The sequence below is a fragment of the Methylomonas sp. Uni0009 genome (genome assembly GCF_054188105.3).
The window spans coordinates 2,626,668-2,640,947 of sequence record NZ_JBTAFN010000001.1; the positions used below are offsets into that span (position 1 = coordinate 2,626,668).

Genomic DNA, 14,280 nt, shown 5'->3' on the forward strand with positions numbered 1-14,280 from the left:
AAATGTTCCCTAAAGTCTTGGTTTGCGTGGTTGGCGCGCGACCTAATTTCATGAAAATGGCGCCCATTATTAGGCAGTTGCAAGCGGTTAGGCATTTGATAATACCTTATCTGGTGCATACCGGTCAGCATTACGACCAAGCCATGAAAGATACTTTTTTCCAACAGCTCGGTATTCCGGAGCCGGACAAAGATTTGGGGGTCGGATCTGGTAGTCATGCCGTGCAGACTGCAAATGTCATGTTGCGCTTTGAGCCGGTTTTGGATGAGGTTAAGCCTTTTGCGGTATTGGTTGTCGGCGACGTCAATTCCACCATCGCCTGCGGGTTGGTCGCAGTGAAAAAGAACATCCCACTGATTCATGTTGAAGCCGGTTTAAGAAGTTATGATCGGCAAATGCCGGAAGAGATTAACCGGATTTTGACCGACCAGCTCTCTGACTTGCTATTCACTACGGAACGTGCGGCGGCGGATAATTTGACAAGGGAGGGGATTGCAGAACAGCGGATATGCTTTACTGGGAACGTGATGATCGACACACTTTTGGCTAACTGCCAGCAAGCCTCTTCTTTGGCGGAAACATTGCAGCGATACGGTTCTAAGCAGGTTGTTTCGGAAAAAGCTTACGCCTTATTAACATTACACCGACCTTCTAATGTTGACGACCCCGAAACACTGGAGCGCTTGGTTCGGGTAGTGGGTGATATTAGTGAAAAACTCCCTGTGATATTCCCGGTTCACCCACGCACACAGCAAAAAATTGCGGAAGCGGGTTTGCTGCAATTATTGCCGCAACAGCGAGTGATTATGTTGCCGCCGGTGGCATATCTGGAAATGCTTGGTTTGATGCAAGCTGCCCAATTGGTTTTGACTGATTCCGGTGGTTTACAGGAAGAAACCACCGCATTGGGTGTGCCTTGTGTGACTTTGCGGGAAAATACCGAAAGGCCGATTACGATCACCGAGGGCACGAATACTATTGTGGGAACCGATCCGGCCAAAATCATGCAATGTGTTGATGATATTTTGCACACTGGCGGTAAGAGTGGTCGAGTCCCGGAATATTGGGACGGCAAAGCCGCTGGTCGCATCGTCGACGAAATTCTGCGTCGTTATGAATTGGCAGAGTAAAGCAATATGAATTTGCCTGTGCGGATTAATGCCATGACAGTCGATGTCGAGGATTATTTTCAGGTCTCGGCTTTCGAGGCGAATATTCAGCGTAATCAGTGGGATAGATTGCCGCACCGGGTAGAGCGGAACACCCATAGAATTTTGGATTTGTTTGCTCAACATCAAGTAAAAGCAACGTTTTTTACCTTGGGCTGGGTGGCTGAGCGTTACCCGCAGTTGGTCAAGCGGATTGTCGATGAAGGGCATGAACTCGCGTCGCACGGTTATCAGCATACCCGGGTAACCGAACAAACACCGGAGCAATTCCGCCAAGACCTTAAAATTAGCCGGCAGATTCTTGAGGATATTGGTGGTAAGCCAATTGTGGGTTATCGGGCGGCTAGTTATTCAATTGGCGCCAAAAATCTTTGGGCCTTAGAAGTCCTTGAAGATGAAGGCTTTCACTACAGTTCCAGTATTTATCCGGTCAAGCATGATTTATACGGTATGCCTGGAGCTCCTCGCTTCGCCTATCGGCCCGACAACGCGCCGAAACTGTTGGAAATTCCGATTACTACATTAAAAATTCTGAATCGTAATATCCCCTGTGGTGGCGGCGGGTTTTTTCGATTATATCCGTATCAATTTTCAAAGTGGGCTTATCTCCACCTCAATAAATACGAAAACCAGTCTGGCATTTTTTATTTTCACCCTTGGGAAATAGATCCAGAGCAACCGCGGCAGCATGACCTGTCATTTAAAACCCGCTTTAGACATTATCTGAATCTGGGTCGAATGGAAAATCGCCTTAACAGCTTACTTGCTGATTTTGCTTGGGATACCATGCAGAGCGTGTTTCTAAGCAAACAAACAGACACATCATCATAGTCAGTCATGATCAAATTACTTGAGCCTTCCCAAAGAGAGCGTTGGGATCACTATGTCATGGCTTCGGCCGATGGCAGCTTTTTTCATTTATCGGCTTGGCAGCAAGTGATAAAGCAGGCTTTCGGACATAACACCTATTATTACTACACAGAGCAAGATGGCGAAATTACCGGTATTTTGCCCTTGACTCATGTCAATAGCTTGTTGTTTGGTAATTCTTTGGTTTCAAACGCATTTTGTGTTTATGGTGGAATTGTCGCAAGCAATGATGAAGCCTTCGCATGCTTACAAAGCAAAGCACAACAACTGGCTAGGGAATTGGGCGTGGATAGTCTGGAGATGAGAAGTCGACAACAGCATCACCCGGATTGGCCGCACAAAGAACTCTATGTCACGTTTAGAAAAGAACTCGACCCAGATGTCGAAAAAAATCTGAATGCGATTCCGCGTAAACAGCGGGCAATGGTGCGGGCCGGCATTAAAGCCGGTCTTACCAGTGTCATAGACGATAATGTCGAACGTTTGTATCGCGCCTATTCCGCAAGTGTCCGGAATTTAGGCACCCCGGTATTTCCGAAAAGATATTTTCAAATTTTGCAGGATGTATTTGGTGAGAGTTGCGAGGTGCTCACGATAGAGCACGAAGGTCAATTAGTGGCCAGCGTAATGAGTTTTTATTTCAAGGACGAGGTTTTGCCGTATTACGGCGGCGGCACCGACGCAGCCCGTGATTTGAAAGGCAACGATTTCATGTATTGGGAAGTGATGCGGCGTGCGGTGGAAAAGGGCTGCAAGATTTTCGATTATGGTCGCAGTAAAGTTGGCACGGGCTCTTATCGCTTTAAAAAGCACTGGGGTTTTGAACCGGAACCGCTCTATTACGAGGTTGATCTGGTTAAAGCCAAACAAATACCCGAAATCAATCCGCTAAATCCTAAATACCGCTTGTTTATTGCGGCTTGGAAGCGTTTGCCTTTGCCGCTTAGTCAGCTAATTGGCCCTTGGCTTGCCAAGGACTTAGGCTAATGGAAAAGCCTAAATTACTTTACTTGGTCCATCGTATTCCTTATCCGCCCAACAAGGGTGATAAGATTCGTTCATTTCATTTTTTGCAGGCGTTAGCCGCCGAATACCGGATATTTCTCGGGACCTTTATCGATGATCCTGATGACAGGCGGCATCTCGACGCCTTAAAGTCTTTCTGTGCGGATACTTGCTGTATCGAATTAAATCCCAAGATCGGTAAAATTAAAAGTTTGGCAGGCTTGTTGAGTGGAGAAGCCTTAAGTTTGCCGTATTACCGAAACCGTGGGTTGCAAGGGTGGGTGGATAAGACTATTAACGAACAGGGTATTGAGCGGGCGATGATTTTTTCATCACCGATGGCGCAATACGTGGAGAAATATACCAACTTGTATTGTGTGGCCGATTTTGTCGATGTCGATTCCGACAAATGGCAGCAATATGCCTTCAGCAAGCGCTGGCCAGCCAATTGGGTTTACCGGCGTGAAGCCGAAAAGCTTTTGGCCTATGAGCGACGTATCGCAGCGTGGGCTGATGCGACAATATTCGTATCCGAACAAGAAGCAGGTTTGTTTAAAACTTTGGCACCAGAATCAGTTCGCAAAATTGGTTTTGTGAACAACGGTGTGGATACGGATAGTTTCGATCCGGATTTGTCTTGGCAAACGCCCTTTCCGGCCAAGCAGCAGGCTATAGTTTTCACGGGAGCGATGGATTATTGGGCCAATGTCGATGCGGTCAAATGGTTTGCCGAGCAGGTATTGCCAATTACTAAAAGCCGCGTCCCCGACATACATTTTTACATAGTGGGTTCCAAGCCTGCCAAAGAAGTGTCGCAACTGGCGGATAAAGACTCTGCCGTCATTGTGACCGGTAGGGTTGATGATGTCAGGCCCTATGTAGCTTATGCTGACGTTGTCGTCGCACCCTTGCGAATTGCCAGAGGGATTCAAAACAAGGTGTTGGAAGCGATGGCGATGGCGAAGCCGATAGTGGCTACTACGGCGGCTATGGAAGGTATACCTGGTGGGGCGGATCTGCAGGTGGCGATAACTGACGCTCCCGAAGACTTTGCCTGCCAAGTTTTACGGTTTTTGAGTCAGCCGGTCGAATCAGCTAACATCAATCGCCGCTATGTGGAAAGCGATTTCAGTTGGGAGCAGAACGGCCAACGCTTGTGCCGATTGATAGCGGGCGAGTCTGCATAAATGTCCAAGCCGTTACCGCCCTTAATCGTGCACATCATTTATCGGCTAGGTATCGGCGGTCTGGAGAACGGTCTGGTCAATATCATCAACAATCTACCGGAAGACAGTTACCGGCATGCCATTATCTGTTTGGCGGATAGTACCGAATTCAGCCAACGTATCAAGCGGCAAGATGTGGTTGTTCATCAGTTGCATAAGCGCCCAGGGCAGGATTGGGCGTCGTTTTATACAGTCTATCGCTTGTTGAAACAATTGCAGCCCGCTATCGTGCATACCCGTAATTTAGCGGCAATCGAATATCAGGTTTGCGCGTTGTTAGCTGGTGTGTCTTATCGCGTACATGGCGAGCATGGCTGGGATGTCTTCGATCCGGATGGCAGTAATGTCAAATATCAATGGCTAAGGCGGGGTTTAGGTTTAATCATTCATCGCTTCATTCCTTTGTCGCAGCATTTACAGGATTATCTGCTGAATCGAGTGGGCATTTCTTCAGATAAAATCACGCGAATCTGTAACGGTGTCGATACCAAAACGTTTTATCCTCGTGCCGGAAGTAGACAAATACCGGACGGTTGCTCACTGAATTTGCATGAAAAGCTGGTGATCGGTACGGTCGGGCGCATGCACGGCGTGAAAGATCAATTGACGCTGGTTAGGGGGTTTATCGATGCTTGTCAAAAATCCCCAGAATTTGCCCAAATAACCCGATTGTTTTTGATTGGTGACGGGCCTTTGCGAGCCGAAGCGCTTGAGTTATTGAGTGCCGCCAGCCTTACAGATAAAGCCTGGTTGCCCGGCGAACGTAACGACATCGCCGAAATCCTGCGTAGTCTGGATATTTTTGTATTGCCGTCAAAAGCCGAAGGTATTTCCAATACCATATTGGAAGCGATGGCTAGCGGTTTGCCGGTTATAGCGACTCGTGTAGGCGGTAACCCCGAGTTGGTGTTGGATGGAAAGACTGGATGTCTGGTAGAAAAAGAGGATGTAGCGGGATTGTCATTCGCGATGCGTGATTTGGCGCTGGATGATAGCAAACGGCAGCAACGGGGCGCAGCTTCGCTGAGGCGGGTTCAGGCGGAATTTTCAATCGATAGCATGGTGAATCGCTATCGGCAGGTTTATGACAAACAGTAAATGATCCAGAGAGAACTCATATGTGCGGCATAGTCGGTATTTTCGATATTACAGGTGCTAGTGAAATAGACCGCAAATTGTTGTCGCGGATGAACGAATCGCAGTTCCACCGGGGACCAGACGAAGGCGGTTTGCATACCGAGCCCGGTTTGGGTTTTGGACACCGCAGACTGTCCATTATTGACTTGTCCAGCGGTCAACAACCCATGCATAGTCAGGATGGCAATGTGGTGTTGACTTATAACGGCGAGGTCTACAATTTTCCGGAATTGCGAGAAGAATTGGAGGCATTGGGCTTTAGTTTCAGGACGCATTGCGATACAGAAGTCATTCTCTATGCTTGGCAAGCGTGGGGTGAGTCTTGCGTGGAACGCTTGCGCGGCATGTTTGCATTTGGGATTTGGGATAGGCCGCGGCAGACCTTATTTTTGGCTAGAGATCGTCTCGGCGTAAAACCGCTGTTTTATGCTGAATTAAGTAACGGTCAGTTCATTTTCGGTTCCGAACTGAAAGCATTAAAACAACACCCTTTACTGCCTAAAAATGTTGACCCTACTGCGGTAGAGGACTATTTCGGCTTTGGCTATATTCCCGATCCAAAAACCATATATAAAGGTGTTTACAAGCTTGAGCCTGGATATTGTTTAACGATTAAACGAGGACAGAACGGTTTTCGACCTAAACAATATTGGGATGTTAAATTTCAGACGGCCTCTGCGGGCAACGCAGCAGAGGCCGGTGAAGAGTTAATCGAGCGCTTGCGCGAGGCAGTGAAAATTAGAATGGTCGCTGATGTGCCATTGGGGGCATTTCTGTCTGGCGGCGTCGATTCCAGTGGTGTCGTGGCATTGATGGCAGGACTATCCAAAGATCCGGTCAATACTTGTTCGATTTCCTTTGGCGATCCTAAATTTAACGAAGCGCAATTCGCCGCTCAGGTTGCGGACCGCTATCACACTGCACATAGAGTCGAACAAGTCGATCCCGAAGACTTTAGTTTGATTGATCAGTTGTCCGGTTTATATGACGAGCCCTATGCCGACAGTTCTGCGTTACCTACTTACCGGGTTTGCGAGTTGGCCAAGAAGCAGGTGACCGTGGTGTTATCTGGCGACGGCGGCGACGAGAATCTGGCTGGTTACAGGCGCTATCGCTGGCACACCTATGAAGAGAGGATGAGGGCATTATTGCCTGATGCGTTGCGGATGCCTTTGTTCTCTGCCTTAGGCAAGGTATATCCGAAGCTGGATTGGGCGCCCAAGGTATTAAGGGCAAAAACAACATTTGAGTCTATTGGTAGAGATTCGATGGCAGGTTATTTTCACAGTGTCTCGGTGCTCTCCAACGGCATGCGCAGCCAATTATTTAGCGATAGTCTAAAGAGCGAGTTGCAGGGTTATCAAGCTATTGAAGTATTCCGTCGGTATAGTCAGCAAGCCCCTGATCATCCATTGTCAATGGTGCAATATTTGGATTTGAAAACTTACCTGGCTGGAGATATTCTGACTAAGGTTGATCGGGCTAGTATGGCCCATGCCTTGGAAGTCCGGGTACCGTTGCTGGATCACAAGTTAGTGGAATGGATGGCAACCTTGCCACCTGATTTAAAATTGCATGGGCGAGAAGGTAAATATCTATTCAAGAAGGCATTGGAACCTTATCTGCCTAATGATATTCTTTATCGTCCCAAAATGGGTTTTGCGGTGCCATTAAGTAACTGGTTTAGAGGGCCATTAAAGGGGCGAGTGCAGCAGGCCTTGCTGGGGGAAACTCTGAAAAGCACAGGGTGGTTCGATGACGCTTATTTGCATCATTTGGTTACTCAGCATCAGTCCGGGCTGCGCGATTACAGCGCGTCGATTTGGTCATTGCTGATGTTTGAAGCGTTTATTCGAAATAGTTAAATGATCGACTTTCAAATTCTGGATCTGTACCTGTGTGCAATAGACAGATACAAGGTATTTTGCTAGAGTGCGAACCAATTCAAAGTTTAATGTAAGAGGGTTCCAGATGAACAGAATAGATGAACAGAAACGTACTGCAGAAGAATCCCAGCACGTTGCTAAACCACTTGATAAATCCAGAAGATCTTTCGCGAAAGCTGGTGTGATTGCGCCGGTTTTAATGACCCTCACAAGCAAGACCGCCTTAGGCAGTGTGTATCAGTGTACTATCTCAGGAGTGCAATCAGGCAATGTGTCGAGTCATTCCGAGGATATGTCGGTTTGTAGAGCTGGACATACAGCGTTAGCCTGGAGAGGTAATGTCGATACCGTTGATGTAAATACTCAATATGGCACACATCCAAATATCAACGACTGGATTTCAGCGAGGGTCAATCCATTTCAAGTTAAGAAATCTTGGTCGGGGAATTCAACCTCCAATCTTACTTATAAATATTACAAATACACTAGCGAAAGTGCGGGTAGTTTAGTGACTGCTACATCGAGTGCCCAGATTAAAATGTGTGAGCTTATAGTTGCTAACTTTCCAAAGACCTCAACTACTACTGGCGGTGGTACAACCACAGAAACGTATGATGCCACGACTTTTTCATCCGTATTTGGTTCGACCGCAGCTGCAACAACATTTTTTCAAACATTGTTTTCTGCTCCTAGTGTCGATCTAAGAGGCGCTGCGAGCATTGATTATCTTAATGCCAGTATAAATGGATTGATACCTGATGTGAATTCCGATGAGATCAAAAAGCTCTACCTTTTAGCTATTAATTCCGCTAATACTTTTTATGATGGAAGTTTGTTGATTTCTAACTCTGATGGAGCTAAGGAGTTACTTAGAAGTCTGGTTCCTCTTTAATTTGTGGCTTGGACTCTTTCCTCAAGTTTTCCTGTTCAGATAGCATTGCTTGATAAGCAGGCCATAGTTTTTCATCACGGTAGTGGAGAAACTCATCGTCTAGATGAGGAGGCGAGCTTAATATTATTGACAATTATGCATTCTCAAGCACCGATTAGTGAATCAACCTTGCTAAATATGGCTATTGATGCAGGTCTGCAGAGAATTGATCAGCAATCTTTAGCGGGCATGTTAGGCGTGTTGCAGAGCATTCAAGTTGTTGAAAATATATAAATATTTTGCGCGGACCTAATTCCACTTCATCTTTGATAGCGTCTGGGCAGTTTGTTATCAGGATTGGCCCTTTTTCAATTAGAATTCATTCTGCTATACCGTCAGTTCAGCAGGGTATCATTGAGCTTTACTCTGCCTATCCGATATTACCCCCAGATACTTTTTGCGACTTTTATATCCGCTTAATTCAGCCTGCGGGCGTAAGACGTTTCTTTCGCAAACAGGTGCTATTTGCCTTTGATCAATTTATTCCCTTCAAGCCTTTACCTTATGCGCAGGCATTTCCATTCTTTGAATGGGGGTTGAATTGGTGTATATCCGGTTACTCACACCGGTTTCTAATTGTTCACGCCGCCGTGGTGGAACGAAACGGTAAAGCATTAATTTTACCTGGTGCGCCGGGGTCGGGTAAGAGCACATTGTGTGCAGCATTAATCAACAACGGTTGGCGACTATTATCTGATGAACTAACTTTGGTGAATCGAGCAACCGGGTATGTTGTTCCTGTGCCGCGTCCAGTTAGTTTGAAAAACGAATCTATATCGGTGATCGCGGATACTTTTCCATTTTGCCAATTCAGTCCTGTTGTTCACGATACTTTGAAAGGATCGGTTTGTCTGATGAAGCCGCCCTCCGAATCGGTGTCAAAAGCTGACCAAACCGCCCTGCCATGCTTGGTTGTATTTCCGAAGTATCGAGCAGAATCATCCTTGAGTTTATCTGCGGTGCCAAAGGCCGAGGCGTTCATGCGGCTGGCGGACCTTTCATTCAATTACAGTGTACTAGGTGCGCAGGGTTTTGAGACCATGGTGGGTCTGGTAAACAGCTGTCAGGCGTATGATTTTATTTACGATGGCGATTTTAACCAAGCGTCTGATTTATTTGTGCAATTATTGGATGATGTACGCTAGAGAGTCGCATGATGCCTGATTTGTTGAATGAATACTTGATGGTCAAGGCGAAGGATGGTACTGACTCGAATGCCGATTGGGAGCTGTTGTTAAGGCAAGCAAGAAGCGCCGGAGTATTGGCCAGACTGGCATTTTTCCAGAAAAAATTTCGATTGTTCAGTCCTCCACAGCCTTTTTATTATCATCTTGAATCAGCCGAGACTTATTGGTTGTCTCAAAAGCGTATCGTCAATTGGGAGCTACATAACCTATTGCAGGTCTTTAAGCTTTTGAATATTCGGTTGATTTTGTTGAAGGGCACCGCTTATTCAGCATCCGGATTGAATGCTGGTTTGGGACGCGTATTCAGCGATATTGATATACTGGTGCCGAAGACTCAGTTGAAACAGGTCAAAGATGCGTTGAAATGGCATGGATGGCTTCCTGAATCGATGGATAATTACGATCAGCGCTATTATGAGCAGTGGATGCATGAATTGCCGCCGCTAAGGCATATTAAGCGTGGGACTTCGCTGGATATTCACCACAATATACTTCCGCAAACCTGCAATTTATATCCTGATGCTGAGTTGTTGCTAAAAGCCGCTGTCAAGATAACCGATACCGATTATTGGGTTTTGGCCCCCGAGGATATGGTTCTCCATAGTGCCAGCCATTTGTTCTGGGGAGGGGAGTTTGAAAATGGTTTGCGCGATTTGAGCGACATCGATTTGCTCCTACGCGAATTTAGTGGCAACGATCTGCGTTTTTGGGAAAACCTGCATCATCGAGCGGAAATGTTGGGATTGGGTAAGCCCTTGTTTTACGCCCTCCGTTATGCCACCAAAATATTGGCAACTCCGGTTCCTGATAGTGTCATTGAGGCTTCTACCATCTACGCGGGAGGCGGAAAAAACCGAGTTATGGACTATCTTTTCTCGCAAGCCCTAAAACCACACCATTCTAGCTGCATGGATAGCCTGACCGGCTTTGCTCGTTGGCTGTTGTTTCTTCGCTCGCATTGGTTAAAAATGCCCTTGTATATACTAGTGCCGCATTTAATCAGAAAGGCGTGGTTTCGGCTGGCTGACAATACTAAAACAACATAAACCATGGCAATCATGTCGAACCCGGCAAGTTGCCAATAGGAATATTCCTTAACCCGTTCTTGACATGAAGATATTACACATATTGGATCACTCCATTCCGTTGCACAGCGGATACACCTTCCGTACTCGTGCGATTCTCGAGCAACAACGCAAACTGGGTTGGGAGACGTTTCATGTCACATCCGCCAAACATCAAGTCGCGGAAGCTCCCATTGAAACCGTTGATGGGCTGACCTTTTATCGATCTGTTATCCCACAAGGTTTAGCGGCGAAATTGCCGGTTTTAAATCAATGGGCCATCGTACAGTCGTTGGCGGAACGGCTGGATGAAATTATTCCGCAGATCAAACCGGACATTCTGCACGCCCATTCGCCCGCGTTGAACGGGCTTGCGGCCTTAAAAGTAGCAAAAAAATACGGATTGCCGTTGGTCTACGAATGCCGGGCATTTTGGGAAGATGCGGCCGTCGATCACGGCACCACCCATGAAGGTAGTTTACGTTACCGATTGACTAAGGCATTGGAAACACATGTTTTTAAGCGTGCCGATGCGGTGACGACTATTTGCGAAGGTCTGCGCCGGGATATCATAGGCCGCGGAGTCGCGGCGGAAAAAATTACCGTGATTCCCAACGCCGTCGATATCGATAAATTTACCTACGGCGAGGCCGCCGAGCCAGATTTGCAAGTAGAGTTGGGTTTGAACGGCAAAATTGTGCTCGGTTTTATCGGGTCTTTTTATGCTTATGAGGGGTTGTTGCTATTGCTGGATGCATTGCCTGCCATTATCGAACAGCAGCCTGATGTGCGTTTGTTGTTAGTGGGCGGTGGGCCGCAACAGCAACAAATCCTGCAGAAAATTGAGGCGCTGAGCTTACAGGATTGCGTCATTCTGCCCGGACGTGTCGCTCACGATCAAGTGCAGCGCTATTACAATCTGGTCGATATCTTTGTTTATCCGCGCTTGGCGATGCGCTTAACCGATTTGGTGACACCTTTAAAACCGCTGGAAGCCATGGCGCAAGGCCGCTTGTTGGTGGCTTCGGATGTCGGTGGGCATCATGAGTTAATTCGAGACAGGGAAACTGGCTATCTCTTCAAAGCGGGGGATAAGACAGCTTTGGCGCAAACGGTGTTGGCGGTCCTCGATCAGCAAGATCAATGGGAGCAAGTGCGGCGAGCCGGTAGGTGCTATGTCGAAGAAGAGCGTAATTGGCAGCGCAGTGTCAGTCATTATCAGGCTGTTTACGGCAGGATAATGGCGGGTAACGATGGCCGATAACTCGCCAAGGCTGATTGTTTTCAGTTCTTTGTATCCCAGTCGTGTCAGACCTAACGCTGGCGTTTTTATTCGCGAGCGTATGTCCAAAGTGGCCGGTCATTGTTCTTTAGTTGTCATTTCCCCGGTACCTTGGTTTCCACTGCAAAGCCTGATTCAATGGTTTAAACCGAATTACCGGCCGCAACCGGATAAGTACGAAAATCAAGACGGTATTTCTGTCTATTTCCCGCGCTTTTTATCGATACCCGGAATCGGACGTTCTTGGGACGGCTTTTTTATGGCAATCTGTAGTTTTTTGATTTGTCGTCAATTAAAAAAGAGCTTCGTATTTAATGTGATCGATGCGCACTTCGCATACCCTGACGGTTATGCGGCCACGTTACTCGGGAAATGGTTTAAGGTGCCGGTCACCATCACTTTACGCGGCACAGAAGTGCCGTTGTCTAAAATTCCCAGTCGCCGCCAGCGATTATTAAAAGCTCTTAATGATGCCGCCCGAGTATTTTCGGTATCGGATTCTTTAAGGCGGCACGTAGTGGATTTAGGCGCCGACCCTCAGAAAATCCAGGTGGTGGGCAACGGCATCGATACCGCGAAATTTTTTCCTATTGATAAAAAACAGGCAAGGCAGCATTGGCAAATTCCTGAAGACGCCCAAGTACTGATTTCGGTCGGCGGATTGGTCGATAGAAAAGGCTTTCACCGGGTGATCGAAGTTTTGCCGGCATTAATAGAAAAATACCCGCGATTGCTATACTTGATCGTCGGAGGCGCTAGTCCGGAAGGCGATATTCGCAGTCGCTTGGAGCAACAAGTTGAAACGCTGAATATTGGCCAACATGTGCGTTTTCTTGGGGCTTTGCCTGCAGAACAATTGCACGGCCCATTATCGGCAGCCGATTTGTTTGTGCTGGCTACTGCCAACGAGGGCTGGGCCAACGTATTTTTGGAGGCTATGGCTTGCGGCTTGCCGGTGATTAGCACCGATGTTGGCGGCAATCGCGAGGTGGTTGCTGATGAAACATTGGGTACTATCGTGCCGTTTGGGGATGCTGACGCATTGTTAATGGCGCTTGATCATGCTTTGCAACGGCAGTGGGACCGGCAAGCTCTTGTAAATTATGCAGCTGATAACTCTTGGGATAAGCGGGTGGATATTTTGTTGGCGGAATTTAAAAAACTGGTGAGGTCATGAGCTTTTATACGTCTTTTTGTTCAACGGTAATCTTTCCGCTTCACGAAGCCTTAAAAAAGCATAGTACCGTCAAAGTTAGGCGCGGCATGGAGCGCAGTCAGTGGCTAAAACCCGACGAGATTAGGCAGTTGCAATTGCAACATTTACGCGCGTTTCTGCAAGACGTACAAATTCATGTGCCTTACTACAGGCAGTTGTTCGCTAACTTGGGGTTTGATCCGGCGAACCTTGATAGTGTGAAAAAATTAGCCGAGCTACCGTTGTTAAGTAAGCCGGAAATCAGGCAGCATCTTGATGAAATGAAAGCGGATGATGCCCAAAGACTCGCACGTTTCAACACTGGCGGCTCCAGTGGAGAACCATTGATTTTTTACATCGGTAGCCGCCGAGTTAGTCACGATGTCGCGGCAAAGTGGCGGGCTACCCGTTGGTGGGGTGTCGATATAGGTGATCCGGAAGCAGTAATTTGGGGATCTCCAATCGAACTAGGGGCGCAAGATAAAATTCGTCTGTTGCGCGATAAATTGTTGCGTACACATTTGATTCCGGCGTTCGAAATGTCGTCGGAAAAGTTGGACGGCTTTGTTCGACAAATCCAGCAGATTCGCCCGAAAATGTTATTTGGTTATCCTTCCGCGTTGGCTCACATTGCCAGTCATGCTGAGAAGCGGGGCGTGGCATTGCATAATTTGGGGATTAAAGTGGCTTTCGTGACATCGGAACGGCTTTATGATCACCAGCGGACAAAAATAGAAAGCGTGTTTGCTTGTCCAGTCGCGAATGGTTACGGCGGGCGTGATGCCGGTTTTATCGCGCATCAGTGTCCCGAAGGCAGTATGCATATTACCGCTGAGGACATTGTCGTCGAGATTGTAGACAAACAAGGCCAGCCTTTACCTAACGGAGAGCTCGGTGAAATTGTGGTTACGCATATGGCGACCAGAGATTTTCCGTTTATTCGGTATCGTACTGGCGATATGGGAATATTGTCGGATAAAGTCTGTGCCTGCGGGCGAGGATTACCCGTGCTGGAGGAGATTCAAGGTCGAACCACCGATTTTGTAGTTGCTCAGGATGGAACAGTATTGCATGGCTTGGCATTGATTTATGTCTTGCGAGATTTAGAAGGCGTTGATTCCTTTAAAATCACCCAAGACAGTTTGGATAAAACCACTGTGCAAATTGTTAAAACCCTAAAATATCAAGCGGCTTACGAACAAAAAATCGTCGACGAATTTAAAAAACGTTTAGGACCAGCCGTTACCATCAATATCGAATATACCGATTACATTCCCAAGGAACGTTCAGGAAAGTTCCGTTATGTGATCAGTCACGTCAAGGCATAA

13 protein-coding genes are annotated in these 14,280 nt (G+C 47.2%); all 13 read left to right on the forward strand.

What is annotated here, in order from left to right:
* Positions 1-2: 2 nt before the first annotated feature.
* The 13 genes from wecB (at position 3) to ACWAU0_RS12440 (ending at position 14,280) form a co-directional block, all read left to right on the forward strand.
* Positions 3-1,130 carry a non-hydrolyzing UDP-N-acetylglucosamine 2-epimerase gene (gene wecB, locus ACWAU0_RS12380; protein WP_458136848.1) on the forward strand — a complete coding sequence of 376 codons (1,128 nt, stop codon included), beginning with the start codon at positions 3-5 and terminating at the stop codon, positions 1,128-1,130.
* Positions 1,131-1,163: 33 nt separating this feature from the next.
* On the forward strand, positions 1,164-2,000 hold the full coding sequence (locus ACWAU0_RS12385; protein ID WP_458136849.1) for an XrtA system polysaccharide deacetylase: 837 nt from the start codon (positions 1,164-1,166) through the stop codon (positions 1,998-2,000).
* A gap of 6 nt (positions 2,001-2,006) precedes the next feature.
* Positions 2,007-3,026: a FemAB family XrtA/PEP-CTERM system-associated protein gene (locus tag ACWAU0_RS12390; RefSeq protein WP_458136850.1), complete on the forward strand. Its 1,020-nt coding sequence runs from the start codon at positions 2,007-2,009 to the stop codon at positions 3,024-3,026.
* Positions 3,026-4,231 carry a TIGR03087 family PEP-CTERM/XrtA system glycosyltransferase gene (locus tag ACWAU0_RS12395; protein WP_458136851.1) on the forward strand — a complete coding sequence of 402 codons (1,206 nt, stop codon included), beginning with the start codon at positions 3,026-3,028 and terminating at the stop codon, positions 4,229-4,231. Before ACWAU0_RS12390 ends, ACWAU0_RS12395 begins: the two co-directional genes overlap by 1 nt.
* Positions 4,232-5,368, forward strand: coding sequence for a TIGR03088 family PEP-CTERM/XrtA system glycosyltransferase (locus ACWAU0_RS12400; RefSeq protein WP_205451152.1), 1,137 nt, complete (start codon positions 4,232-4,234; stop codon positions 5,366-5,368). It begins immediately after the preceding gene.
* Positions 5,369-5,388: 20 nt separating this feature from the next.
* A complete protein-coding gene (locus ACWAU0_RS12405) occupies positions 5,389-7,272 on the forward strand; it encodes an XrtA/PEP-CTERM system amidotransferase (protein ID WP_458136852.1) in 1,884 nt (627 codons plus the stop codon).
* Positions 7,273-7,378: 106 nt separating this feature from the next.
* A complete protein-coding gene (locus ACWAU0_RS12410) occupies positions 7,379-8,185 on the forward strand; it encodes a hypothetical protein (RefSeq protein ID WP_458136853.1) in 807 nt (268 codons plus the stop codon).
* A 3-nt stretch (positions 8,186-8,188) separates the two neighbouring features.
* On the forward strand, positions 8,189-8,458 hold the full coding sequence (locus tag ACWAU0_RS12415) for a hypothetical protein (RefSeq protein WP_458136854.1): 270 nt from the start codon (positions 8,189-8,191) through the stop codon (positions 8,456-8,458).
* Between the two features lie 5 nt (positions 8,459-8,463).
* Complete coding sequence (locus ACWAU0_RS12420; RefSeq protein WP_458136855.1) at positions 8,464-9,369, forward strand: HprK-related kinase A; 906 nt, start codon at positions 8,464-8,466, stop codon at positions 9,367-9,369.
* A gap of 8 nt (positions 9,370-9,377) precedes the next feature.
* The gene (locus tag ACWAU0_RS12425; protein ID WP_458136856.1) at positions 9,378-10,457 is read left to right on the forward strand and encodes a nucleotidyltransferase domain-containing protein; all 1,080 of its coding nucleotides are present in this window, start codon (positions 9,378-9,380) and stop codon (positions 10,455-10,457) included.
* 64 nt (positions 10,458-10,521) lie between these two features.
* Complete coding sequence (locus tag ACWAU0_RS12430; protein ID WP_458136857.1) at positions 10,522-11,739, forward strand: TIGR04063 family PEP-CTERM/XrtA system glycosyltransferase; 1,218 nt, start codon at positions 10,522-10,524, stop codon at positions 11,737-11,739.
* A 79-nt stretch (positions 11,740-11,818) separates the two neighbouring features.
* On the forward strand, positions 11,819-12,934 hold the full coding sequence (locus ACWAU0_RS12435; RefSeq protein ID WP_523070796.1) for a glycosyltransferase: 1,116 nt from the start codon (positions 11,819-11,821) through the stop codon (positions 12,932-12,934).
* A gap of 206 nt (positions 12,935-13,140) precedes the next feature.
* Positions 13,141-14,280 (forward strand): phenylacetate--CoA ligase family protein, encoded by a 1,140-nt coding sequence (locus ACWAU0_RS12440; protein WP_458136859.1) that lies wholly within the window; start codon positions 13,141-13,143, stop codon positions 14,278-14,280.